The following is a 22,890-nucleotide window of genomic DNA, read 5'->3' as shown; positions in this document are numbered from 1 at the left end:
TTTCTCATTGACCGCAAGCATTTCCGCCGATTGCGCGATTCCACAGCTGTCGGCGGCGCTCCCGCGGGCGCTTTAACACGGAAGTTGCCGCCCGGAAACGCGACAATGGCATGACTTCGCCCATTAAACGAAAGTCTGAGGACGCGAAGAAACCGCGTCAGGCCGCAGCGATAACGCCTTGCAGCTGCTGGCGGACCTTGGCGCCGATCTCGCGGTAAATCGCCGCGTGCGGGCCGTCCGGCTCACTCTCCACCACCGGATTACCGGAATCGGAGCTTGTGCGGATCGCAATGTGCAAGGGGATTTCGCCGAGGAATGGCACACCCAGCCGCTCCGCCTCATGGCGGGCGCCGCCATGGCCGAAGATATCCGACCGCGTCCCGCAATGCGGACACTGGAAATAGCTCATGTTCTCGACGATGCCGAGCACGGGCACGTTGACCTTCTTGAACATCGCAAGGCCCCGCCGCGCGTCGATCAGCGAGAGGTCCTGCGGCGTCGAGATGATGACCGCACCCTTCAGCGGGACGTTCTGCGCGAGCGTAAGCTGGGCGTCGCCGGTGCCCGGCGGCATGTCGACGACCAGCACGTCGAGGGTGCCCCAAGCGACGTCGCGCAGCATCTGGGTGATCGCCGACATCACCATCGGCCCGCGCCAGATCATCGCGGTGTCTTCCTCGACCAGGAAGCCGATCGACATGATGGCGAGTCCGAAGCGGTTGAGCGGAATCATCTTCTTGTCGTCGTTGAGCTGCGGCTTCTCGCGAATGCCGGTCAGCCGCGGCACCGACGGTCCGTAGATGTCGGCATCGAGCAGCCCGACCCTCAGACCAAGGTCGCGCAGGCCGAGCGCGAGATTGAGCGCGGTCGTCGACTTGCCGACGCCGCCCTTGCCCGAGGCGACCGCGATGACGGCGGAGATGCCGGGGATCTCGGCCTGCCGCGCCATCGGCGAGCCGGCCCCGCCTTGCGGCGGGTGCCGATGCGTCGATGCAGGCGCAACCCCGCCCGCGGACCGCGGTGGCGGAGCGGCAGCGCCCGCCTTGCGCTCGGCGGTCAGCGCGATCATCGCGACGCTCACGCCGGGAATGGCGCGCACTGCATTCTCGGCCTGGGCGCGCACGCTTTCCCAGGCGCGAGCCTCGGCAGCATCGACGTTGATCGAGAAGAATACCTTGCCGTCCGTGACCGTGATCGCCGACAGCACATTGGCGTTGGTCAAGGCGACGCCGCGGGGCGACATCACCTTGGCAAGGCTATCGAGGACCTGTTGCTGCGTCACGCTCACCACGCATCTCCTGACTCAATGGCATGATCTCTTCACTCGTTTTCGGATCATGCCCGGGATGCGACCCATAGAGCGTTGCGGCGCAAAAGGCTACCTCGCTCCGACGTCGTCCCGCCGTTCGGCCGGGGCCGCACCACCCTCTTCCTTGGCCGCCTCGTAGTTCAGCTCGATCATGACCCCGTTGGGGTCGTTGACGAAGATCTGCCAGAGATCGCCGCCCGGAACCTGGCGGGAGTCGAATTGCATGCCCTTGGATTGCAGGCGCTGCTTCATGCCGGCAAAGCCCAGGCTCGCGAATGCGACGTGATGGACAACACCGGAGTCGGGCTTTTGTGGCTCTTCGGTGCTGGAAATATCGACCAGATGCACCACCGCCTTGCCTTCGCTGTACATCCATGCGCCCGGGAACGCGAAGTTCGGCCGCGGGCCCTTCTCCAGGCCCAGGATGTCCTCGTAGAAGCGGACCGTGTCGTCGAGTTTCCGGGTCCGGATATTGAAATGATCGAGCACGCCCACGCTCACGCCCATGTCATGCACTCCCGTTTTTGTCAGGCTCTTCTGGAGCCTCGATCCTAGCACGAAAGCAGGGGGCTCCGGCAAACGAAGCCCGTTGCCCTCCACGGTGCAGTGGCTATGGTGCGGCTCCCTCGACGGAACGAGCGCCCCGCCTGTCCGGGCTTGTCGGCAGGGCCTCGAAGCAATCGCCAAAGCAAGAACAAGGTAGCACACATGGCCAAAGTCGCTTTTCTCGGTCTCGGAGTGATGGGTTTCCCGATGGCGGGACATCTCATCACGAAAGGCGGCCATGAGGTCACCGTGTACAACCGGACCGCGGCGAAAGCGAAGCAATGGGCCGACAAGTTCGGCGGCAAGACCGCGGCAACGCCCAAGGCGGCGGCGGAAGGTCAGGATTTCGTGATGTGCTGCGTCGGCAACGACAACGACCTGCGCGCGGTCACGATCGGTCCTGATGGCGCCTTCGCCGGCATGAAGAAAGGCGCGACCTTCGTCGACCACACCACGGCCTCCGCCGAGGTCGCGCGCGAGCTCGACGCGGCAGCCGCCAAGGCCGGCTTCAAATTCGTCGATGCTCCCGTATCGGGCGGTCAGGCCGGGGCCGAGAACGGCGTGCTGACGGTGATGTGCGGCGGCGCCGAAGACGCCTACGCCGGTGCCGAGCCCATCATCGCGTCCTACGCCCGCATGTGCAGGCGGCTCGGTCCCGCAGGCGCCGGCCAACTGACCAAGATGGTCAACCAGATCTGCATCGCCGGCCTCGTGCAGGGTCTTTCGGAAGGCATCCACTTCGCCAAGAAGTCGGGCCTCGATGTATCAGCGGTCATCGAAACCATCGCGAAGGGCGCGGCGCAATCCTGGCAGATGGAAAACCGTTACAAGACCATGAACGAGGGCAAGTACGATTTCGGCTTTGCCGTCGAATGGATGCGCAAGGACCTCTCGATCTGCATCGCGGAGGCGCGCCGTAACGGCGCCACGCTGCCGGTCACCGCGCTCGTCGACCAGTTCTATGCCGAAGTCGAAAAAATGGGCGGCAAGCGCTGGGATACTTCGAGCCTGCTCGCCCGGTTGCAGCGCTGAGCCGGCGGGCTGATTTTACCTCCGTTTACCTCCCGTTAACGAGAATCTTTAGCTCTTTAAGGCATCGCTTAATGATTTAGCGCCACAGATAGACAATGCAAAAAGCTCGCGCGGTTCGCGGGCAGGATTTGTGTTGTTAATGAGTAATCCCGCAGAAAAGCCGGAAGTTGTGCAGATTCCGGCAGGACCTCAGACGGCAGCGCCGGTGAACAGCCGACGTGCCGCCGCGCAGCGGGTGCGCGAGGCGCGCGATCGGTTAACGTCGACCAGTGGAACCCGTCCCGCCTTCGACGTCGAACTGCTCCGCCAATATGCCCGGACCCGGATCTCGGCGTCCTACGTCGTCATGCTTCTCGTGGTGGCAACCGGCCTCCTGTTCGGGTTGTGGATGCACCCGATCATCGCGACAGCCTGGACCTGCGGCATGCTTTGCGTTCATGCCGCCATCATCCGCAGTTGTTCTCGCTTCCTTTCCGAGCAGCCTTCGATCGCAGCGACCCGCAAATGGCGGGCGCGCTTCGTGCTGCTCGACCTGCTCTACGGTCTGTGCTGGACCGCAATCCTGCTCCATCCCGCCGGCCGCGATCTCGCCTCCAACACGCTGATGATGTTCCTGATGCTGCTGGTGATCGCGGTCTCCAGCATGCTGGCGGCGAGCCTGCCGATTGCGGCGCTTGCGGCAACCGTGCCGGTGACAGTCGCGATCGCCCTCGACCTGATACTGAGCGGCGCGCTCGACAATTACGTGCTGGCGCTGCTCGCGATCGCCGCCGAAGGCTATTTCGCCCTGCTCGCCCACCGCCTGCACTCGACCACGCTCGCAACGCTCGAGGCTCGCGCCGAAAAGGACGCGTTGATCGGCGAATTGGAACAGGCCAAGGCGATCTCCGACGAGGCGCGGCATCGCGCAGAATCCGCCAACGTCGCCAAGTCGCGCTTTCTCGCCCAGATGAGCCACGAATTGCGCACGCCGCTGAACGCGATCCTCGGCTTCTCCGAAGTGATGAAGAGCGAGATTTTCGGCGGGCATACCGTGCCGGTCTACAAGGAATATTCCTCCGATATCCATAATTCCGGTGTGCACCTGCTCAACCTGATCAACGAGATCCTCGACCTGTCGCGCATCGAGGCCGGCCGCTACGAGCTGAACGAGGAAGCTGTCTCGCTGCTGCATGTCGTCGCGGACTGCCACCATCTCCTGAAGCTGCGCGCCTCCAACCGCGGCATCACCATCCATGAAGTATTCGAGCAGGGCATGCCGCGGATCTGGGGCGATGAGCGCGCGATGCGCCAGGTCGTGCTCAACCTGCTCTCCAACTCGATCAAATTCACGCCGCAGGGCGGCGAGATCTGGCTCAAGGTCGGCTGGACCGCGTCCGGCGGGCAATATCTGAGCGTCAAGGACACCGGCTCCGGCATTGCCGAAGACGAGATCCCGATCGTGCTGGCCTCGTTCGGCCAGGGCTCTAACTCGATCAAGTCGGCGGAACAAGGTGCAGGCCTTGGGCTACCGATCGCCAAGAGCCTGATCGACATGCATGGCGGCACTTTCACGCTGAAGTCGAAGCTGCGCATCGGCACCGAGGTGATCGTCACCTTTCCGCCGGAACGCGTGATGAGTGCGCTCGCGCCGATGTCGGAGGAGTCGCCGCCGCTGCAGCCGGAAAGCGTGGAGGCGATCTACGCCGACAACCGCAAACGCCTGCGTCACCGATCGATCATGAGCGCGGGCACAGGATTGTAAGGGGTCGGCTTGCGAAAGCGGCCGAAACCGTTCAACACTCGAAGGATGAGCCAGGAAACGCCGTGTATCGCAGTCTGCATAATGGACCCCAGGACGAAGCTCTGCTTCGGATGCGGACGCACGCTTCCCGAGATCGCGCAGTGGCACAGGATGGACAGCGCGGAACGGCTGGCCGTGATGGCACAATTGCCGGCGCGGATGGCCGACGCCGGGCTCGAGCGCATGGAGCCGCGCCCGAAACGCGCCTGAAATCGCCGGTCATGCAGGGAGGTGCGCGGTGACCCGGATCCTCCTCGTGCTCGTGATGCTGGTGGCAACCGCCGGCGCCGTCGTCGCCTATGGCGACGCTGAACAGATCGCGCACGCCCGCGACCAGGTCGCGCAGATGCTCAGCCGCTACAGCACGCCCCCTGCCCCTATGGTGCAGATTGCGCGCGGCCAAGGGGGCGAGTTCGCGTTCCGCGCCAAGATCAACGGCGTCAGCGCGCCGATGGTGATCGACACCGGCGCAACGTCGGTCGTGCTGACCTGGGAGACAGCCAGGGCGATCGGCCTGCCGATCGAGATGCTCGACTACAATGTCGATCTCGAAACCGCGGGCGGTCACACCAAGGCCGCGCGGCTGACGCTCGACCGCCTCGCGGTCGGCAAGCTCGTCGAAAAATCGGTGCCGGCGCTCGTCGTGCAGCGTGGGCAAATGAAGACCAACCTGCTCGGCATGAGCTTTCTCGACCGCCTCGAAAGCTGGGGCGTGCGCGCTGACAAGCTGTCGCTGCACGGCTATCCCGAGCTCACCTCAAGCAGCCATCGACGCCAGCGCGTGGTCGTCGACTAGCGCGATTGCATCGCGCAGGACATTCGCACCCGCACCCGGCCGAACGCCATTTTCGGCGAGGTGTCTGCGGAACGCGCGCGCTCCGGGAACGCCGTGGAAGGCGCCGACGAAATGACGCGCGATAGCGTGCAGCCGCGCCCCCTGTGCCAGCTCACGCTCGATATAGGGCATCATCGCCGCGAACACGTCCTTCATCGTCGCGTGCGGCGCCGCCTCGCCGAACAGTTCGCAATCGACCGCAAGCAGCCGCCACGGCTCCTGGTAAGCGGCCCGCCCCAGCATCACGCCATCGACATGGGCGAGATGCTGCTTCGCCTCGGCGAGGCTTGCGATGCCGCCATTGATGATGACCGGCACGGCGGGCAGCGCCGCTTTCAGGCGGTAGACGCGATCGTAGTCGAGCGGCGGGATGTCGCGGTTCTCCTTCGGTGACAGTCCGTTCAGCCACGCCTTGCGCGCATGCACGATCAGCGCGTCCGCGCCCGCCTCGATCACGCTGCGCGCCAGCGTATCCAGTGCGACCTCCGGATCCTGGTCGTCGATGCCGATCCGGCACTTCACCGTGACGGGAATCCTGACCGCGCGCTTCATCGCGGCGACGCCATCGGCCACGAGCGCGGGCTCCGCCATCAGACAGGCGCCGAAGCGGCCGTCCTTTACGCGGTCGGAAGGGCAGCCGACATTGAGATTGATCTCGTCATAGCCGAAATCCGCGCCGATCGTAGCGGCGGTCGCGAGATCGCGCGGATCCGAGCCTCCGAGCTGCAGCGCGACCGGATGTTCGCTTGAGTCAAATCCAAGCAGCCGCGCCCGATCGCCATGAATCACCGCGCCGGTCGTCAGCATCTCCGTATAAAGCCGCGCCCGCCGCGTCATCAGACGATGGAAGACCCGGCAGTGCCGATCGGTCCAATCCATCATAGGTGCAATATTAAATCGGCGGTCCTTGCAACTAGCTGCTTTCGTTGATTTTTCTATCATAAATCGTTGCGATCGTTGCTGCACATGTTGGGTATCGTGGCGATTTTGCGTACATCGCCGCGCATTTCAATACGTGCCAACTTGCGACTCCGACAGGAGCCTTGTGACACCGATTGGAATGATAGTGCCGCAAGCGGAAGAACGGCACCAGTGCCTATATGGCAAGCATTCGCCACAATGCGCTCTCCTCCAGAGGATTGCTGCGCTGTTTCATGTGACGAATTTTCATTCCAGATGACTGGCGCGCCACGTCCGATCGTCGGCCGCGCGCCAATTTTTCACCGAGTCCATTTCTGACTCTCTTTGGCGCGGCGTCAACGCGATCACGATTAGTTCATCCAGGCAGTGCGACCGGAAAAATAACAGCAAAACCGAACACCCTCTAAAATTGTACGATACATACGACACAGTTATACATTGCCATCTCCCCGTCAACCGAGCTAATCTACCTCAGGTTGAGAGTCGATCGCCCCGTTGCCGGGACGCAAGCCCGCGCTCCAGTTGCCGGGACACAAGGGAGGGAGCTCATCATGGCCGAAAAAGACTACAACGCCGTTCTCTATGAAAAGCTGTATTCCAAGCTCGCGGTCGCGCTCGGCGTCGGCTCTGCGGAGGGCGACAGCATGATCGGCGAATCGCTGCTCTCCATCTACAACCCGGGTCAATATCTTCCGGTCGGGCTCGACCCGATCAACAATCCGGAAGACGACCAGGAAATTTCGCAGATCTTTGATACCGCGCCGATGTTCAACTTCACCTATGCGCCGGTGAATCTGCGCGTATCGCAGGCCTATAACAGCATTCTGGAATACAAGCTCTATCCGATCGCCGATCTGACAGAGAAGGAAAAAGCAAAGCTCGCCGCGGCAGAGGCCAGCTACGCCGAACTTGCGGAAAAGTGCGACGCCGCCGAGGAGGCGTATTGGGCCGCGCGCGTTCCCTATGACGACGCCGAGGCGAATTTCAAGAATGGCACCGGGCCGGCGCCAACCCCGGCGATGAAAGCCAAGGTCGATGCCGCCATGAACAAATGGATCGCGGCAGGCAAGATCAAGCAGGAGACCAATATCGCGGTAATGAAGCAACTGCAGGGCCGCGACGGTTCGGCGTTCTGGGATCGGCTCGACGCGCGCTACGCCGCCAACCAGCGCAGGCTGAGGAGTGGCATGGAGTTTCCGCCCGTCACGCTGGCGCCCAAGTACGACAGCTGGTTCAAGGAGGCCGGCTGGACAAAGTTCTCGTTCGACCAAAAGGACATGAATAACCAGACGACCTCGAACAGTATCGGCGTCGCCGGCGCGCTGGACGGCAAGTTCGGCATCGTCACGTTGTCGGGCTCGGGCGACTACAAGCAGGATCAGGAATACATCAAGATCGAAGAGACCAGCCTGGCCTTCAAGTGCGAGTTGATGCGCATCACCATCAACCGCAACTGGATGAACCCGCTGGTCTTCAACAGCCGCGCCTGGAAATTCGACTCGACCGCGCCGGCCGCGCAATATTCGACCGGCGGCAGCATCGAAAACCGGATCGTGCCGACCGGCCCCTTCGTGTCGATGCCGACGACGGTGATCCTCGCGCGAAACGTCGAGATCATCGGCAGGTTTCAGGACACGGTCGAAGAGCGGATGAAGCGTGAGATCAACGCCCAAGCGAGCCTCGGCATCGGACCATTCTCGATCGCGGGAAACGTCACCTACAGGGATCGCAAAGAGAGCATCAAAGGCACGATCGCCAACAACCTGATCACGATCAAAGACACCCAGATCATCGCGGCTATCAGCCAGGTTCTGCCCGAACTGCCGAACCCTGACCCCAATATGCCCTGGCCGACCTAAGGCGGCGCGACCTGGCGGCGCGTCGACGCCGACGCGCCGCCTTTGACCGTCGCGGCGACTGGCCGCGACATGTTTCCGCGTGGCGCGTCAATGGACCCTTGCGATGTTCGAATCCCATCAAAGCCTCGAGGACGACGCCGAGCTGGTGCAGCTCTATTCAAAAATGGCGCAAACGCTCGCGGTTTCCGGCGTGGTCGGACAAAACCCCTCCGCCTTGCTCAGCATCCAGATTCCCGGCGTCATCGTTCCTCCCGGGCTCGATCCCAAGGATCCGGAAACCGAATATTATGTGAGCAATCTGCTGAACGCCGCCGTCGAATGCAACTATGTCGTCACGCCCAAGGCCGGGCTCACATCAGACGTCTACAAACTCATTCTCGACGGCAAGGAAACGCCGCTGATCGAGCTTTCCCCGCACGAGAAGGAGAAATTGCGCGAGGCAGAAAACTATCTTTTCGAACCCGGCGGCGGGTTCTCGCCAGCCTTCCAGGCCTATCTCGACTGCGCCGAGATTTTTTACGCGGCGCAGGATGAGCTGTTCACCGCCGAAACGACGCACGAAAACGGTGGGCCGGACGTCCCTCCCGCCATACGTAAGCGCTACGATGAAGCCAAGGCGCTCTGGCTTCAGCGGGGCAACAAGGAAAAGGTAGATGAGGCGCTGGCGACGGTCCGGCAGCTACAGGGGCGCGACCCCTACGTTTATTGGCAGGGCCTGGCGGATCGCTTCGCACGCAGCACGCTGCGGCTAAAGAACGGCAGCGAGTTTCAGCGCGTCGACAGTCTTCCGCGCTACCAGGAATGGTTCAAGGACGAGCTTTGGACCCCCTTCTCGTTTGATGAAAACGACTACAACCGCCAGCGTCGCTCTGGCGGCACGGGGATGACCGGTCGATGCGCGTGCTGCCATTGCTGCGGCCCCGCTCCGCTGCTGGAAGGAACCGGCACGGCGGATGATGACCCCGTTTCGAGCGGGGGCTGGCGCGATCAAAGCTGGATACTTGCGGCGAACCATGGCGCGCGCGGCCCCGCCGAGCGGGGGCCCAGGAGGAGCGTCGCGACGGGGCACATGACGCTGACATGCTCGATCAAACGCGTGACCATCTTGCGGCCGTGGATGGACGTCTCGGTGTTCCACAGCCGGTTATGGAAATGGTCGCCGCACAGCATCGGCCGCGGGATCGTGATTTCGACGGGCGGCTCCGTCGCGGGCAACCAGATCGCCACGGGCGTGCTTCCAGTGCTGCCAACGACGGCGCTGCTCGCCAAGGACATCGAACTGACGACGACATCGCAAGAGACGCTGGACTGGATTCGGACGCATCTGGAAGCAGGACGCAAGGTGCGCTACGGGCCCTTCCTCCTGGACAAGATCCGCTCCCCGCACGCGCGCGAGCGGACAGACTCTCCAGCGATCGTCGGCGCCGCTTCCGGAGCGCCCGAGCTCTTCGGCTTTATTTCGACAATCTTCGGCAAGTGCCCGAACCCCGACATGTCACTGCCCTGGCCGAGCTAGCGGGGCCCGACAAATGCGGCGCGTGCAGAGCCCAATTCACTCACACGACGCCAGATCATCTCGAAACCTGTGCGTGGATAAAAAGGGAAGAACTCATGAAAGCGCAGCGGAAATCGAAGCAGGTCATGATCTCAACGATCTGCCTGGGAGCGGTCACTTTGTGGTCTGGTCTGGCCCACTCACAGATGCCAACGGATATCAAGTCTTACGCCCAGGCATGCATGAACGAACTCACTGAAAATGGAAGTAAACCGATCACCTTCCCGCCCGTTCTGCAATGCGCGGACGGTCCCATTTTGCCGATCACGCAAGACAGCGTTGCGATCCCGGCGCAAACATCAGCCGATGGCAGCATGTTCACTGATACGACGAAATGCGACAGGCCGCCGCTCCTTGACATTTCGAGCGGCGGCATCGGTCAATGCGTACCGAATTCGCGGCTGCGGGTCACGCAGGTGCCGCAGACCAGTGTGGAAGCGAAAGACAAGCCCTATTACGCCCTGCTGTGTCGCAACTACCAATACCGCTCACTGGATTCGCAAGCCTTAAATCCCGAATACGACGACGTGGCGATGATTGTGTACAGTCCGCTGAACCACAAAACCTGCTTCTTCCAGCGGCTCGCAAATACGCAAATCCGGGACCTGCCGCAGGAGAAAAGTGCTTTCGCCGCAATCGAGGCGTTGCCGGGGAAAGACATTCCATCCCCCTTCTCGAGCAATGCAGACACGTTCTGGGACAATCCGGACGTCGTGAAACGCATCAACTGCGCACGGTGTCACGATGCCAACCCGTTCGTGCGTTCGCCATATGCCTTCCAGGTGACCAAGGATGCAAACAAGCTGCCCAATCGAACATTCGGCGAGGCCTACGCCATCTTCCACCTCGATCAATTCGGCGCAGAGTGGAAGAAATACCACGCCTACTTCAAGATCGAAGACCACTCATACGGGACACCGGGCGCGTGCTTGAATTGCCACAACCTGGGGCCCGGTTTCAGCAGCGGCGATTTCACCGAGTACTCCGCAGGCAAACTGGCGCCCGGGCAACTCGATTCGACCACGTTTACGCTGACTCACTGGATGCCGCCCGGCGCGAACAAGGATACTTGGGAGACGAGGTTTCGCGCCTCGGTCAAGGCGATGCTGGCTTGCAACGCGGACCCTGCCAAAGACAATTGCAAGCGGGTTGATCTGCATTGATCGGGGCCAGGTAGGGAGGACGATGTGAAACATTGGAAGGCAACGGCGGTCGTCTTGCTGGCGCTGCTATCTTCGGCAACCGAAGCCGCGCAGCCTCGCTCCCGATATTTCCTGATGTCAGATGGCGATCCGCGGAACGACTTTGTCCTTGCGCTGAGAGACCCAAGACTCATCGATGAAGCAATCGCTATCATCCGCATGCCAAAGGATCGCCGTCCCCATGTCAGCGGGATCATTGATACCTCGACAGCGCCCTACAACCGCAGATGGGCCTTTCACTATCGGCCACAGACAATCTCGTTCCCGGAAGTTTCCGCTGAAGTGTGCGATGCCGAAACCTCATATGTTCAGGAGCACCTGAAGGACGTGGGTGGCCACTTCCTTCCCGGCAACCGGTGGTGTCCGTGGAACCAGCAAGTCGTGAGGGAGATCGGCGCCAGGCAATAGAAATGGCGCCATCGATCCGGCGGATGGTTTACCGCGCAATCGCGGCTTCGCGATGCACGCCCCAGGTGCTTGGGCAGCTTTCGTGGACCCGATTGCGGAGCATCGCCGTCCTGCTCAGTTCACGCAACCGCCGTCGCGTCAGGATCGGCGTTTGAGAATGTAGCTGTCCATGATCCAGCCGTGCTGTTCGCGCGCCTCTTGCCGGGCGGCGACGATGCGCGGACCGATCTCGCCAAGCGGGCCCGACATGATGATCTGATCGGGCATGCCGAGATAGGCGCCCCACCAGATGTGCAGCCCTTCCGGGTCGAGCGACTGAAATGCCGTGCCGCCATCGAGCATCACGACCACGGTGCCGGTGCCATCAGGCCAGCCGCCTTCGCGCAATCGCCGCCCCGTCGTGACCAGGAAGGGTTCGCCGATCTCGTTCAGCGGCAGCGCATGCACCGCGCACAGCGCCTGGATCGACGTAATGCCGGGAACGACTTCGATCGAGGGCACCGGATCAAGCCGTCGCGCGATCCGCAAGGACGAGTCATAGAGCGAGGGATCGCCCCAGATCAGCAGCGCCACGCGACCTTCGTTTCCGAGATGGCCCGCAATCGCCTGCGACCACGTTGCGGCGACCGCATCATGCCAATCGTCCACGCCCTTGCGGTAGTCGGATTCGCCCACGTCACGCGCCGGCAGATCGAATTCCGCGATGCGCGTCTGCCCGTTGGTGAGCACATCGGCGCAAATCGTCCGCCGCAACTCTGCGAGATCGGACTTTTGCGTTCCCTTGCGCGGAATGAGGACGAGATCGGCCGCATTGATGGCCCGGATCGCTGCGAGCGTGAGCTGCTCGGGATCGCCGCAACCGATGCCTATCAGGGACAGCGTGACGCTCACCGGTCCTCCGCGATCAGGTGGAAGAAGGTTCCTGTCGCCTGCGCGCGCCGCGATCCGGTCTCGGCGACCACAGTGCCCATCGCATCGCGCACAGTCGCGAGTGGTGGGTCGGGCTGCGCGATGATTGTCGAATAGTGGAACTCGTGGCCGCGCAGGCGTGCGCCGGCCTGATGCCCCGGCATCGGCACGGCGAGTTCGGCGAGACGATAGCCCAGATGCATGCGGCGCTCTGCAAAGCTCGCCTCAAGGCCGAGCAGGCCAAGCATCTCGTGCCGCGCGCCGCCGGCGCAGGTCAAGGCGGCGCCCATCACCATGTAGCCACCGCACTCGCCATGCACCGGCCGTGTCTCGGCGAACGCGCGCAAGCGCTTGCGAAAGCCCGTGTTCGCGGCGAGCCGGCCGGCGTGCAGTTCCGGATAGCCGCCGGGCAGCCAGCACACGTCGGCGCTCGCATCGGGCCCCTCGTCGGCGAGCGGCGAGAACGTGACGATCTCGGCACCGGCGGCGCGCCAGGCCTCCTGCATGTGCGGATAAATGAAGGAGAATGCGGCATCGCGCGCGAGCGCAATGCGTTGACCGGGCGGTGTGAGGTTGAGTCCGATCGCAGTTGTGTGCGACGACCGTGCGGACGCTGCGCGCAGCACGGCATCAAGATCAACATGCTCGCTGACGAGGCGCGCGGCCTCGGCGATCAGGCCGCCGATTTGCGCCTGCTCTTCCGCCTGGACCAGGCCGAGATGCCGCTTCGGCACATTGATCTCGGCATGGCGCGTCAGCGCGCCGAACACGGCGATGCCGGTATCCGCCAAAGCCTGCCGCACGAGATCCTCATGCCGCCGGCTCGCGACGCGGTTGAGCACAACGCCGGCAAGATGCACGCCGGCGCGGAAATCGCGCAGGCCCGCCGCGATCGCCGCGGCCGTCTGGGCCTGACCTGACGGATCGATCACGAGCAGCACCGGCCAGCCCAACATCTCCGCGATATCGGCCGTTGCACCGGTGCCGGAGACGCCGCGCGCGGCGACGCCGTCGAACAGGCCCATCGAGCCCTCGGCCAGCACGAGGTCGGCGTTCGCATCGCGGCTGACGAGATGTTCGATCGCTGCGCGGTCCATCGCCCAGCTATCGATGTTAACGGAGGCGCGTCCCGTCGCCGCCGCGTGAAAGGCCGGATCGATGTAATCGGGACCGCTCTTGAAACACTGTACCCGCAATCCGCGATCACGATAGGCGCGCGCAAGCGCCAGCGTCAGCGTCGTCTTGCCGATGCCGGAGGCCGGCGCCGAGATGACGAGACCCGGCGCCATCACGACGCTTCCGGAAAGCGCGGCGCAGGACCGATCGGCCGGTAGCGGCGATCATAGTCGGCTGCGTAGAGACAGCTCTCGGAAAATTCCTCCGAGCCGAGCGTTTTTCCGACCAGAATGATCGCGGTCCGTTCGAGTTCGGCACCGACAGCCGCATCAAGCGTGGCGAGCGTGGCACGCACGATGCGCTGATCCGGCCAGCTCGCCCGCCAGACGATCGCCACCGGACAGTCCGCGCCATAATGCGCCGTCAACTCGGCAACGACCTTGTCGAGCATGTGTATCGAGAGATGGATTGCCAGCACCGCGCCGGTTGCGGCAAAAGCGGCGAGGTTTTCGCCCTCGGGCATCGCGCTGGACCGGCCGGGCACGCGCGTCAGCACCACGGACTGCGCAAGCCGCGGCAGCGTCAATTCGGCCTCGAGCGCCGCTGCCGCCGCGGAAAAGGACGGCACGCCGGGTGTGACCGTAAAGGGGATGCCAAGCACGCGCAGCCGGCGCAACTGCTCGCCCATCGCCGACCAGATCGAGAGATCGCCCGAATGCAGCCGCGCGACGTCCTTGCCTTGCGCATGCGCGGCGGCGATCTCGGACACGATGTCGTCGAGCGACATCGGCGCAGTGTTGACGATCCGCGCGCCTGGCGGGCAATGCGCCAGAACGCCCTCCGGCACGAGCGATCCGGCATAGAGGCACACCGGCGACGCCGCGATCAGATCGCGACCTCGCAAGGTGAGAAGATCGGCGGCACCTGGTCCTGCGCCGATGAAATGCACGGTCATTCGCCATCTCCTTCCGCAATCGCAGCAGTAGCGGTTCGGTCCCGCGAGACCACACGCGTCGAAATCAGCCGCGCCCCGCGGCCGACAGCAACCAGTGCAGCCGCCTCCGCGACCGATCCTGTACCGAATTTATTCTTGATGAGTCTTGATCGGGTCGGCGTCGCTATGCCGGCCAGCAGATCGGCAGGAATAGACCTGATCGGCACGTTGAACTCGCCCGCCAGCAATTTGAACGCCGCAGTTTCCGCCTTGTCGCTGATGGTCGCGACCGCCGCAAGGCCTTCCGCTCCACCGGCGGCGAGAAGCGCCTCGCGCAGCGCGGCGAGCGTCACGTCATGTCTGAAGCCGAGCCCCGCGATCTTCATCTGACCGCGCTCCATTGCAGCAGTGGCCGCGCCGCCTCCCAGGAGCGGCGGCCGCCCAGCGAGCCCACATGCGCGATCTCAATGCGCATCAATTCGCCGCCATGATGTTGGTGTAGCTCCAGCAGCAGCGCTTCCGTCTCCAGCGTCACGGCATGGGCGACCAGCCGCGCGCCAGGCGCGAGACGCGCCCAGACAGCAGCGAACATCGCGTCGTCGAGGCCGCCGCCGAAAAACACGGCGTCCGGCGCCGCAAGGCCCGCCAGAGCACCGGGCGCCGCTCCCGCGATGACGGTGATCCTGTGTCCGAGCCCGAACGCCGCGGCATTGCTGCGGATGTTCGCGGCGCGGCCCTCGCGCGCCTCGATCGCGACGGCCGTTCCGCCGCACAACGTCCATTCGACGGAGATCGAGCCGGAGCCCGCGCCGATATCCCACAGCGTTTCGCGGGGACGTGGCGACAGCGCCGACAGCGCCAGCGCCCGCATCGGCCGTTTGGTGATCTGGCCATCATGAACGAAGAGATCATCCGCGAGGCCGGAGCTGCGCGGAATGCCCCGCGATCCCCTCGCCTCCAGCGCGACCGTGACAAGACTGTCGCCGGGCTCAGCGGGATAGCTCTCCGCACGATACTGCCTGATGCGTTCGCGCGGCCCTCCGAGCGCGATGAGGGCCCACAGCGGCGAGGCGCCCCAGCCGCGCTCAGTCAGCCAGTTCGCAAGATCGCCAGCCGCCTTGCCGTCGCGAACCAGGCAAATGACCCGCGCGCCGTCTGCAAGATGCGGCACCAGCCGCTCGAACGGCGCGGCATGGAGTCCGAGACAAACAACGGATTCCAGTCGCCAGCCCAACCTCGCCGCGGCAAGCGAGAATGTCGATCGCGCGGGATGCGCGATCCACTCGTCCGCCTCGAGCTTCTCGTCGAGGCTCCCGCCGACGCCATGCCAGAACGGATCGCCGGATGCGAGCACCGCCGTCGGCCGGCCGCGGCAGCTCAGCACGATGCCGGCATCGAACGGCACTGGCCATGGGCGACCACGATCGGTAATGCCCGCGAGCGCGAGATGGCGCTCGCCGCCGAAGACGATCTCGGCCGCGGACAGCGCTTTTCGGCTTGCCTCGGAGAGGCCGGGAAGGCCATCTTCGCCGATACCGATGATGGTCAGCCAGGGGTCAGCCATGACGCGCGCCCTCATTCTGGGCGGAACGACGGACGCGAGCTTGCTCGCCGCGGAAATCGCGCGCGCGCGGCTTCAGGCGGTCTATTCCTATGGCGGCCGCACCCGCGCACCGGCTGCGCAGCCGCTGCCGACCCGTATCGGCGGGTTTGGCGGCGCGGTCGGTCTTGCCGACTACATTCGCCGCGAAGGCATCACGCAGGTCATCGATGCCACGCATCCCTTCGCCGCCGAGATGAGCCGCAATGCGGTTGTGGCCTGCGCGGAAACCGGAACGCCCCTGATCGCGCTCGAGCGCACGCCCTGGACGAAGGCACAAGGCGACAACTGGATCGAGGTCGCAGATGTCGCCGCCGCCGTCGCCGCCCTGCCAGAGAACCCGACGCGCGTCTTCCTTGGAATCGGCCGCCAGCACATCGCGCCATTTGGCGACAAACCACAGCACGCCTACACGTTGAGGTTCGTCGATCCGCCCGAGGGTGCGCTGCCATTCGCGGCTGACGTCATCGTGTCGCGCGGACCGTTCACGGTTGATGGCGAGCTGGAGATGATGAGATCGCGCAGCATCGCATGGGTCGTCGCCCGCAACTCCGGCGGCGGTGGCGCGCGCGCCAAGGTCGACGCGGCGCGCAAACTTGGACTGCCGGTCGTGATGATCGCGCGGCCGCAACTGCCCGAGCGGGCGCGGGCGGAAAGCATCGCCGAGGTCATGGCGTGGCTTCATCATCGGGCCTGCCTCGGCGCATAGACCCAGCGGCCGACTCGGCGCGACTGCGAATTGCCGACGATCACAAGTGTGCGCATATCGGCCATGTCGGGTGTCGCGTCATTCAGTCTCACAGTTTCGATCCGCTCCTCCGGCGCGCTGACCGCGCGCGCAAAGGTCACGAGACGCTCGCCGCAGCCGGCCTCCTTCAACGCAGCGAGCGCGCGGCCAAATCCTTCCGGCCGGCTCGCCGAGCGCGGGTTATACATCGCGATCGCGAAATCGGCCTCCGCTGCAAGCCGCAGACGTTTCTCGATCAACGGCCAGGGCTTCAGATTGTCGGAAAGATTGACGGCGCAGAAATCATGCCCGAGCGGTGCACCGGCGCGCGCAGCCGCGGCGAGCATCGCGGTAACTCCAGGTAGGACGCGGATCGGGAGCGTCTGCCATTGCGGCGCCCTTTCGAGTGCCTCGAACACGGCAGCGGCCATCCCAAACACGCCGGGATCGCCGGATGACACTACGACGACCTCACGTCCTTCGGAAGCCAATCGCAGGGCCTCGCTTGCGCGCTGCACCTCCATGCGGTTGTCGGACGGATGCAGCGTGAGCCCCTCGCGCGGCGCAACGCGCGCGACATAGGGCCCATAGCCCAGGATGTCGGTTGCAGCCGCAAGTGCGGCGGAGACTTCCGGCGTCACCAACGCCTCGTCCCCGGGACCCAGTCCCGCGACGGTCAGCGAGCCCGTCATTCTGCGCCGTCCATGCGTCGCCCTCGGCCGTGAACAAGCACGATCGCGAAATAGGGACAATCGGATTCATGGGTATTGGCAAGCCGCGCGACGCGCTCGCCGGCCATTGTGCCGCGCTCGACCAGCCAGGCATCACTGAGCCGACCGGCGGAGGCGAGCGCACGCCGCACCTTCTGCAAGTTGCGCCCGGTTTTCATGACAACGAGCGCATCGGAGCTGCGCATCCGCCGTTCCAGTTCGTCCTCGGCCAGCGTGCCCATCAACACCGTGGTCACGTCGTCACCGAGTGCAATCGGCTGGCCGACCGCGTTCCAGCAGCCGGCCATGCCGGGAATGCCCGCGATCACCTCGATCGCGACGCGTCCCTGCAGGCGCGCGTGCAGATGCATGAAGGAGCCGTAGAAGTAAGGATCGCCCTCGCAGAGCACGACGACGTCGATCGCGCGCGCTAGCCGGGCCAGACGCTCCGCCCATTCGTCGTAGAAGCCGGCCAGCAGACGCACATATTCAGGACTGTCGAAAGCAATCTCCGTCGTAACCGGATATTCCATCGGATATTCGGTCACGTCTGCCGCGAGCATACCCTCGACGATGCGCCGCGCCTGGCCGGGACGTCCCTTCTTGCGGAAATAGGCAACGTGCTTCGCCGCGCGCACCTCGCGGTCGGCGCGCACGCTCATCAAGTCGGGATCGCCAGGCCCAAGACCGCAGCAGATGATGCGCCCCATCTCTATTCGCTCCGGCTCGCCAGCGCATTCACGGCCGCGACGGTGATCGCTGAGCCACCGAGGCGTCCTTCGACCGTCATTGCCGGCGCCGGTGGATTTGCCATCAGCGCGGCCTTGGATTCGGCCGCACCGACAAAGCCCACCGGGCAGCCGATGATCGCCGCCGGTCGCGGGCAGTCGCGATCCTCCAGCATGTTGAGCAGGTGAAACAGCGCGGTCGGAGCATTGCCAATGGCGACGATCGCGCCCGCAAGATGCGGCCGCCAAAGCTCCAGTGCCGCGGCCGAGCGCGTATTGCGCAGCGACTGCGCGAGCGCGGGAACACCGGGATCGCCAAGCGTGCACACGATGGCATTGCCCGCCGGCAGCCGCGCGCGCGTAATTCCCTCCGACACCATGCGCGCATCGCACAGGATCTGCGCGCCGTTCTCGAGCGCGGTGCGCGCCGTGCGCGCCATGGTCGGCGTGAAGCGGATATGGGCCTCCAACCCGATCATGCCAGCGGCGTGGATCATGCGCACGACGACCCGCTCCTCGTCCGCTGTGAAACGCGCCAGATCCGCCTCGGCGCGAATGGTCGCAAAGGATTGCCGATAGATCGCCGCGCCGTCGGTTTCGTACACATGTGGCATCAGCGCCCGCCCATGAGCACGGAGGGATTTTTGATAAGCCCGGCGCCACTCAACCCGCGCAACGCGGGGGTACCGCGCGTCGAGCCGCCGCGCACGAGATCAAATCCATCGGGGGTCGCCACCAGTGTGATCGCGGCCGGACCGGAATGCGCGCAGCCCTTGGCGCAGCCGGAGACGTGAAGCCGCACATCGGGAGCAATGTGAGGCGCAAGCGCGGCTGCAAGCGCGCGCGTATCGGCATGCGCCCCGCCGCAGCGCGGGGCGCCGCTGCAGGCGATCACGCGCTGCGCCGGATCATCGGCCTCGGTGATGAGGTCCGCTCCGTCTGGCATCTCGCGCATCCCTTCGACGAGGATCATCCGCCACGGCGTCATGCGCAGCGCCGACGCGCAGGTAGCGAGATGATCAAGCGCCGAATGCGGCAATTGCCCAAAGGCGACGCCGACCATAGCACCATGCGGATAAAGTCCGGGATGGGGCGTGGCCATGACCGCCGCAGGCTCGGCGTCGCCGCGCAAGGCCTCGGGCAATTTTGCGCCGGCGGCGATATGGGCCGCCATGCGCCCTCGCCCGCCTTTGGCTCCGCCGGACGCCACGAACCACTCTGCAAGCGCCAGCACGGCGCGCTCGGTCTCCCCGCGGCGGACAGAACGGCCGAGTTTCGCGCCATCGGCACGTACTATGAGTTCGCCGGCGCGGTCACGCTCGATCCGGATGTCCGCGGACGCGGCGGCCAGCGCGCGCTCTTTCCCGTCGTCGATGGCGAAGCCAAATTTGGCTGGAAGATCGGGCGCGCTGTCGGCAAGGGCCCGCTCAAGCTCGTCGGCAAGCGAGCAGGTGTCGTCGCCAACGTTCCAGAATGGCGTCACCAGAATATTGCGCCGGGCTTCCGTCTCCGGATCGGAATCGAGCAGGCCGAGTTGGGCAAGCCCTTCGAGCAGAGGCCGATGCGCCTCATCGGTCACACCTCGGATCTGGAGATTGGCCCGGCTCGTCACATCGATCAGACCATTGCCGTAACGCGCGGCAAGTAGCGCGATGCCTGCCGCCTGCCCGGCCTCCAACCGGCCACCATGCGGCCGCACGCGGACCACCAGTCCGTCGCCCGACAGCATCGGCCGCAACGCGCCGGGACACCAGCCGTTGACCGCGACCGCGCTCATGACGCCTCTGTCTGGCCCGCGCGGCAGGTGATGCAAACGTGAAGTGTGACGGTCATCGCCCCTTCAGGATCATGGCGGGAGGCGATGAGGCGCACGAACACAAAAAATGGTCCGTTTCCCCGTCGCGAAACACCCCGTCCGCCGGTCTAAAACGTTGCGCTGGCAGGTCTCCCGGCTTGCGGAGCAGGACTTTGTCCTTCGATCCCGCCTTCCCGGCCCGTCGGGGCAGTGGCTGTGGGCATCTCTCCGGTCACGGTCGCGGGGGCGGCTGCATTTCGAACCCGAATCCCTGGCGATCCGAGCCCTATCGCATTCCCTCTTCGCCTGTCGCGGGACAGGAACCAGCGCAACTTCACCATTTGCTCATGGTCGCCACTTGTCAAGCCGAAGGACCACGGCCCGATGGCGCCTGAGATATCGCAGACGAGGCATCCCCCGGTCGCTTGGCACCGACGCCTCAGCGCTGTCTGCGCCGTCTCTTCCCGGCCGGCCGCGGAGCAGCTTTCGCCGCCACGCGTTGCTTCCGCGTCGGTTTGGCTGTCTGCAGGCGGTAAGTAGAAAATCCCCTCGCCGTATCGGCGATCTCCGCATCGGTAAGGATGACGCGAATCGAGGGCGAGCGAGAGATAATACTGGCGCGCGATGGTCTCGAGTTCGACGGCGAGCCACATCGCCTTGTCGAGGTTCGCACCCAGCGCGATCATGCCGTGATTGGCGAGCAGGCAGCCATTGCGCCCCTCGAGCGCGGCGATCGCGAGCTCCGACAATTCGCTGGTGCCGTAGCGCGCGTTCCCGGCGCAACGGATGTCGGCGCCGCCAAACGCCGCGATCATGTCGTGACAGGCCGGGATCGGTTTGCGCGCGATGGCGAGCACGGTCGCGTAGGTGGAATGGGTGTGGACGATGCCGCCGGCGTCAGGACGGGCGCATGATGTCGAGATGGAAGCGCCATTCCGTCGGAGGCTGCAACGGCCCTCCCACTCGCCATCGGCGCCTTCGAGCGGCATCGATGCGATCATCCTGCGTGGCGCGGATCGGGCCCCGCCCCTATTCGACAGTCACCGATTTGGCGAGGTTGCGCGGCTGGTCGACGTCGGTCCCCATGATCACGGCCGTATGGTAGGCGAGCAGCTGGATCGGGATGGCGTAAGCCATCGACGCGAAGGTCGGCGCCATGTCCGGCAATACGATCGCAGCGACGGACTGGATGGTCGCCTCGGCGGCGCCCCTGGCATCCGTGATCAGCACGATCCTGCCGCCGCGCGCGGCCACTTCCTGCATGTTCGAGACCGTCTTTTCGAACAGGTGATCGAACGGGGCGATGACCACGACGGGCACGTTCTCGTCGATCAGCGCAATCGGACCGTGCTTGAGCTCGCCGGCGGCATAGCCCTCGGCGTGGATATAGGAGATCTCCTTGAGCTTCAGCGCGCCTTCGAGCGCCAGCGGGAAGCTGGTGCCACGACCGAGATAGAGCACATCGCGCGATTTCGCGATGTCACGCGCCAGTCTCTCGATCTGCGGCTCGGTCGCGAGCGCTTCAGCCATCAGCCGCGGCACTTCGACGAGCAGGTTCACGAGCTTCCTCTCCTCGGCCTCGGAGAGTTCGCCGTGCGCCTTGCCGGCGGCGACTGCAAGCGCGGCAAGAGCCATCAACTGGCAGGTGAAGGCCTTGGTGGAGGCGACGCCGATCTCGGGACCCGCCAGTGTGGGCAGTACCGTCTCGCTTTCGCGCGCGATCGTGGAGGTCGGAACGTTCACGACGGCCGCGGTGTGCGCGCCCCTTTCCTTGGCGTAACGGAGCGCCGCCAGCGTGTCGGCGGTTTCGCCCGACTGCGAGATGAAGATGGCAAGGTCCCCCTTGCGCAGCGGGGTCTCGCGATAGCGGAACTCGGATGCGATATCGACCTCGACCGGCATACGGGCCAACCGTTCGAACCAGTACTTGGCGATGACGCCGGCATAGCTGGCGGTGCCGCAGGCGGTGATCGTGATCCGGCCGATGTCGCTGAAGTGGAACGGCAGCCTGACCGGCAGCGCCACCTTTCCGTTAGCCATGTCGACATAATGCGCGAGTGTCCGACCGACGACGTCAGGCTGCTCGTGAATTTCCTTGGCCATGAAGTGGCGGAAATTGCCCTTGTCAACGACGAACGACGACGCGCCCGACTTCAGCACCTCGCGATTGACGATCGCGCCGTTCACATCGCAGATCACGCCTCCGTCGCGCGACAGCACTACCCAGTCGCCGTCCTCCAGATAGCTGATGGTGTCGGTAAAGGGAGCGAGCGCGATCGCATCCGAACCGAGATAAGTCTCGCCGTTGCCGTATCCGACCGCGAGCGGCGAACCCTTGCGGGCGCCGATCAGGAGATCGCCATGGCCCCTGAACAGGAAGGCCAGCGCAAAGGCGCCGGACAGGCGCGGCAAGGCCGCCTTGACGGCTTGCTGGGGCGAATGGCCCTTGAGCAGGTAGGAATTGACGAGATGAGCGACGACCTCAGTGTCGGTGTCGCTCGCAAATCGCGCACCCTGTGCTTCAAGCTCCCGGCGCAGCTCGCGGAAATTCTCGATAATGCCGTTATGGACCACCGCAACGCGTTCGGTCGCATGCGGGTGCGCGTTATGCTCGGTCGGCTTGCCGTGGGTGGCCCAGCGCGTGTGGCCGATGCCCGCATGACCGTTGAGCGGTTCCGCCCGCAGCCGCGCTTCGAGATTCCTGAGCTTGCCCTGGGCGCGACGGCGCTCGAGACGGTCTCCATCGAGCGTCGCTACCCCCGTGGAGTCGTAGCCGCGATATTCCAGGCGCCTGAGTGAATCAACCAGACGCCCCGCCACCGGAGCCTGTCCCAAAATGCCAACAATTCCGCACATTGCGTTAGCTCTCCCTGCCCGCCAATGATCGAAATACGCGCGGACGTCGCCACAACCGCACACCC

The 22,890-nt window shown here is 64.5% G+C and carries 22 protein-coding genes, 1 pseudogene and 1 riboswitch; of the genes and pseudogenes, 9 read left to right on the top strand and 14 right to left on the bottom strand.

Features of this window, described 5'->3' with window-relative positions; all coding sequences use genetic code 11:
* Positions 1-157: 157 nt before the first annotated feature.
* The gene (locus JQ553_RS17845; RefSeq protein WP_212501283.1) at positions 158-1,288 is read right to left on the bottom strand and encodes an Mrp/NBP35 family ATP-binding protein; all 1,131 of its coding nucleotides are present in this window, start codon (positions 1,286-1,288) and stop codon (positions 158-160) included.
* 90 nt (positions 1,289-1,378) lie between these two features.
* The gene (locus JQ553_RS17840) at positions 1,379-1,816 is read right to left on the bottom strand and encodes a VOC family protein (protein ID WP_212501282.1); all 438 of its coding nucleotides are present in this window, start codon (positions 1,814-1,816) and stop codon (positions 1,379-1,381) included.
* Between the two features lie 201 nt (positions 1,817-2,017).
* Here JQ553_RS17840 and JQ553_RS17835 point away from each other — a divergent pair, with 201 nt between their 5' ends.
* The 4 genes from JQ553_RS17835 to JQ553_RS17820 all read left to right on the top strand — a co-directional run bounded on the left by JQ553_RS17835 (position 2,018) and on the right by JQ553_RS17820 (position 5,466).
* Positions 2,018-2,887, top strand: a complete 870-nt coding sequence (locus JQ553_RS17835) for an NAD(P)-dependent oxidoreductase (protein ID WP_212501281.1) — start codon at positions 2,018-2,020, stop codon at positions 2,885-2,887.
* A gap of 139 nt (positions 2,888-3,026) precedes the next feature.
* Positions 3,027-4,631 carry a HAMP domain-containing sensor histidine kinase gene (locus JQ553_RS17830; protein WP_212501280.1) on the top strand — a complete coding sequence of 535 codons (1,605 nt, stop codon included), beginning with the start codon at positions 3,027-3,029 and terminating at the stop codon, positions 4,629-4,631.
* 45 nt (positions 4,632-4,676) lie between these two features.
* Positions 4,677-4,880, top strand: a complete 204-nt coding sequence (locus JQ553_RS17825; RefSeq protein ID WP_212501279.1) for a DUF1289 domain-containing protein — start codon at positions 4,677-4,679, stop codon at positions 4,878-4,880.
* A 28-nt stretch (positions 4,881-4,908) separates the two neighbouring features.
* Complete coding sequence (locus JQ553_RS17820; protein WP_212501278.1) at positions 4,909-5,466, top strand: TIGR02281 family clan AA aspartic protease; 558 nt, start codon at positions 4,909-4,911, stop codon at positions 5,464-5,466.
* On the opposite strand, the gene dusA is transcribed toward JQ553_RS17820, so the two are convergent.
* Complete coding sequence (dusA, locus tag JQ553_RS17815; RefSeq protein ID WP_249144365.1) at positions 5,428-6,387, bottom strand: tRNA dihydrouridine(20/20a) synthase DusA; 960 nt, start codon at positions 6,385-6,387, stop codon at positions 5,428-5,430. The genes JQ553_RS17820 and dusA overlap by 39 nt on opposite strands.
* A 590-nt stretch (positions 6,388-6,977) precedes the next feature.
* Between dusA and JQ553_RS17810 the strand changes: the two genes are divergently transcribed.
* The 4 genes from JQ553_RS17810 (at position 6,978) to JQ553_RS17795 (ending at position 11,450) form a co-directional block, all read left to right on the top strand.
* On the top strand, positions 6,978-8,285 hold the full coding sequence (locus JQ553_RS17810) for a hypothetical protein (RefSeq protein ID WP_212501276.1): 1,308 nt from the start codon (positions 6,978-6,980) through the stop codon (positions 8,283-8,285).
* A 103-nt stretch (positions 8,286-8,388) separates the two neighbouring features.
* A complete protein-coding gene (locus JQ553_RS17805) occupies positions 8,389-9,801 on the top strand; it encodes a hypothetical protein (RefSeq protein WP_212501275.1) in 1,413 nt (470 codons plus the stop codon).
* 95 nt (positions 9,802-9,896) lie between these two features.
* On the top strand, positions 9,897-11,003 hold the full coding sequence (locus JQ553_RS17800) for a hypothetical protein (protein ID WP_212501274.1): 1,107 nt from the start codon (positions 9,897-9,899) through the stop codon (positions 11,001-11,003).
* Between the two features lie 24 nt (positions 11,004-11,027).
* Entirely contained in the window at positions 11,028-11,450 is a 423-nt protein-coding gene (locus JQ553_RS17795) for a calmodulin (protein WP_212501273.1), read from the top strand.
* 138 nt (positions 11,451-11,588) lie between these two features.
* On the opposite strand, the gene cobF is transcribed toward JQ553_RS17795, so the two are convergent.
* From cobF to cbiE, 5 genes are read right to left on the bottom strand one after another with little or no spacing between them, the layout of a single operon-like run.
* The gene (gene cobF, locus JQ553_RS17790) at positions 11,589-12,341 is read right to left on the bottom strand and encodes a precorrin-6A synthase (deacetylating) (protein WP_212501272.1); all 753 of its coding nucleotides are present in this window, start codon (positions 12,339-12,341) and stop codon (positions 11,589-11,591) included.
* Entirely contained in the window at positions 12,338-13,648 is a 1,311-nt protein-coding gene (locus JQ553_RS17785; RefSeq protein WP_212501271.1) for a cobyrinate a,c-diamide synthase, read from the bottom strand. Before JQ553_RS17785 ends, cobF begins: the two co-directional genes overlap by 4 nt.
* Positions 13,648-14,430, bottom strand: coding sequence for a precorrin-4 C(11)-methyltransferase (gene cobM, locus JQ553_RS17780; RefSeq protein ID WP_212501270.1), 783 nt, complete (start codon positions 14,428-14,430; stop codon positions 13,648-13,650). Before cobM ends, JQ553_RS17785 begins: the two co-directional genes overlap by 1 nt.
* Positions 14,427-14,795 carry a cobalamin biosynthesis protein gene (locus JQ553_RS17775; protein WP_212501269.1) on the bottom strand — a complete coding sequence of 123 codons (369 nt, stop codon included), beginning with the start codon at positions 14,793-14,795 and terminating at the stop codon, positions 14,427-14,429. The genes cobM and JQ553_RS17775 overlap by 4 nt, the downstream gene beginning before the upstream one ends.
* The gene (gene cbiE / locus JQ553_RS17770) at positions 14,792-15,973 is read right to left on the bottom strand and encodes a precorrin-6y C5,15-methyltransferase (decarboxylating) subunit CbiE (RefSeq protein WP_212501268.1); all 1,182 of its coding nucleotides are present in this window, start codon (positions 15,971-15,973) and stop codon (positions 14,792-14,794) included. Before cbiE ends, JQ553_RS17775 begins: the two co-directional genes overlap by 4 nt.
* On the opposite strand from cbiE, the gene JQ553_RS17765 reads away from it, so the two are divergent.
* Positions 15,972-16,718 carry a cobalt-precorrin-6A reductase gene (locus JQ553_RS17765; protein ID WP_212501267.1) on the top strand — a complete coding sequence of 249 codons (747 nt, stop codon included), beginning with the start codon at positions 15,972-15,974 and terminating at the stop codon, positions 16,716-16,718. The two genes, cbiE and JQ553_RS17765, sit on opposite strands and share 2 nt — an antisense overlap.
* On the opposite strand, the gene cobJ is transcribed toward JQ553_RS17765, so the two are convergent.
* The 6 genes and pseudogenes from cobJ to glmS all read right to left on the bottom strand — a co-directional run bounded on the left by cobJ (position 16,694) and on the right by glmS (position 22,825).
* Positions 16,694-17,428, bottom strand: a complete 735-nt coding sequence (gene cobJ, locus JQ553_RS17760; protein WP_212501266.1) for a precorrin-3B C(17)-methyltransferase — start codon at positions 17,426-17,428, stop codon at positions 16,694-16,696. The genes JQ553_RS17765 and cobJ overlap by 25 nt on opposite strands.
* A complete protein-coding gene (locus JQ553_RS17755; RefSeq protein ID WP_212501265.1) occupies positions 17,425-18,156 on the bottom strand; it encodes a precorrin-2 C(20)-methyltransferase in 732 nt (243 codons plus the stop codon). Before JQ553_RS17755 ends, cobJ begins: the two co-directional genes overlap by 4 nt.
* A gap of 2 nt (positions 18,157-18,158) precedes the next feature.
* Positions 18,159-18,788 (bottom strand): precorrin-8X methylmutase, encoded by a 630-nt coding sequence (locus JQ553_RS17750; RefSeq protein ID WP_212501264.1) that lies wholly within the window; start codon positions 18,786-18,788, stop codon positions 18,159-18,161.
* Positions 18,788-19,951: a precorrin-3B synthase gene (cobG, locus tag JQ553_RS17745; RefSeq protein WP_212501263.1), complete on the bottom strand. Its 1,164-nt coding sequence runs from the start codon at positions 19,949-19,951 to the stop codon at positions 18,788-18,790. Before cobG ends, JQ553_RS17750 begins: the two co-directional genes overlap by 1 nt.
* A gap of 143 nt (positions 19,952-20,094) precedes the next feature.
* Positions 20,095-20,312, bottom strand: a riboswitch (cobalamin riboswitch).
* A gap of 96 nt (positions 20,313-20,408) precedes the next feature.
* Positions 20,409-20,970: pseudogene (locus tag JQ553_RS17740) on the bottom strand (class II aldolase/adducin family protein); the annotation flags it as partial.
* Positions 20,971-20,998: 28 nt separating this feature from the next.
* Positions 20,999-22,825 carry a glutamine--fructose-6-phosphate transaminase (isomerizing) gene (gene glmS / locus JQ553_RS17735; RefSeq protein ID WP_212501262.1) on the bottom strand — a complete coding sequence of 609 codons (1,827 nt, stop codon included), beginning with the start codon at positions 22,823-22,825 and terminating at the stop codon, positions 20,999-21,001.
* Positions 22,826-22,890: the final 65 nt, after the last annotated feature.

This window comes from Bradyrhizobium lablabi (genome assembly GCF_018131005.1).
In the GTDB taxonomy this organism is placed as follows: Bacteria; Pseudomonadota; Alphaproteobacteria; order Rhizobiales; family Xanthobacteraceae; genus Bradyrhizobium; species Bradyrhizobium lablabi_D.
The sequence above is the reverse complement of the archived record's forward strand: the minus strand, read 5'-3'. Positions and strand labels throughout refer to the sequence as shown.

What these genes read in the sequence shown, in the direction of transcription:
- JQ553_RS17765 (WP_212501267.1), top strand. Translation starts at nt 15,972, where the DNA reads ATGACGCGCGCCCTCATTCTGGGCGGAACGACGGACGCGAGCTTGCTC.
- cobG (WP_212501263.1), bottom strand. Translation starts at nt 19,951, where the DNA reads ATGAGCGCGGTCGCGGTCAACGGCTGGTGTCCCGGCGCGTTGCGGCCG.
- JQ553_RS17755 (WP_212501265.1), bottom strand. Translation starts at nt 18,156, where the DNA reads ATGGGGCGCATCATCTGCTGCGGTCTTGGGCCTGGCGATCCCGACTTG.
- JQ553_RS17800 (WP_212501274.1), top strand. Translation starts at nt 9,897, where the DNA reads ATGAAAGCGCAGCGGAAATCGAAGCAGGTCATGATCTCAACGATCTGC.
- JQ553_RS17840 (WP_212501282.1), bottom strand. Translation starts at nt 1,816, where the DNA reads ATGGGCGTGAGCGTGGGCGTGCTCGATCATTTCAATATCCGGACCCGG.
- cobM (WP_212501270.1), bottom strand. Translation starts at nt 14,430, where the DNA reads ATGACCGTGCATTTCATCGGCGCAGGACCAGGTGCCGCCGATCTTCTC.
- JQ553_RS17830 (WP_212501280.1), top strand. Translation starts at nt 3,027, where the DNA reads ATGAGTAATCCCGCAGAAAAGCCGGAAGTTGTGCAGATTCCGGCAGGA.
- dusA (WP_249144365.1), bottom strand. Translation starts at nt 6,387, where the DNA reads ATGATGGATTGGACCGATCGGCACTGCCGGGTCTTCCATCGTCTGATG.
- JQ553_RS17775 (WP_212501269.1), bottom strand. Translation starts at nt 14,795, where the DNA reads ATGAAGATCGCGGGGCTCGGCTTCAGACATGACGTGACGCTCGCCGCG.
- JQ553_RS17785 (WP_212501271.1), bottom strand. Translation starts at nt 13,648, where the DNA reads ATGGCGCCGGGTCTCGTCATCTCGGCGCCGGCCTCCGGCATCGGCAAG.
- JQ553_RS17750 (WP_212501264.1), bottom strand. Translation starts at nt 18,788, where the DNA reads ATGCCACATGTGTACGAAACCGACGGCGCGGCGATCTATCGGCAATCC.
- JQ553_RS17835 (WP_212501281.1), top strand. Translation starts at nt 2,018, where the DNA reads ATGGCCAAAGTCGCTTTTCTCGGTCTCGGAGTGATGGGTTTCCCGATG.
- glmS (WP_212501262.1), bottom strand. Translation starts at nt 22,825, where the DNA reads ATGTGCGGAATTGTTGGCATTTTGGGACAGGCTCCGGTGGCGGGGCGT.
- JQ553_RS17810 (WP_212501276.1), top strand. Translation starts at nt 6,978, where the DNA reads ATGGCCGAAAAAGACTACAACGCCGTTCTCTATGAAAAGCTGTATTCC.
- JQ553_RS17805 (WP_212501275.1), top strand. Translation starts at nt 8,389, where the DNA reads ATGTTCGAATCCCATCAAAGCCTCGAGGACGACGCCGAGCTGGTGCAG.
- cobJ (WP_212501266.1), bottom strand. Translation starts at nt 17,428, where the DNA reads ATGACGGGCTCGCTGACCGTCGCGGGACTGGGTCCCGGGGACGAGGCG.
- JQ553_RS17825 (WP_212501279.1), top strand. Translation starts at nt 4,677, where the DNA reads ATGAGCCAGGAAACGCCGTGTATCGCAGTCTGCATAATGGACCCCAGG.
- cbiE (WP_212501268.1), bottom strand. Translation starts at nt 15,973, where the DNA reads ATGGCTGACCCCTGGCTGACCATCATCGGTATCGGCGAAGATGGCCTT.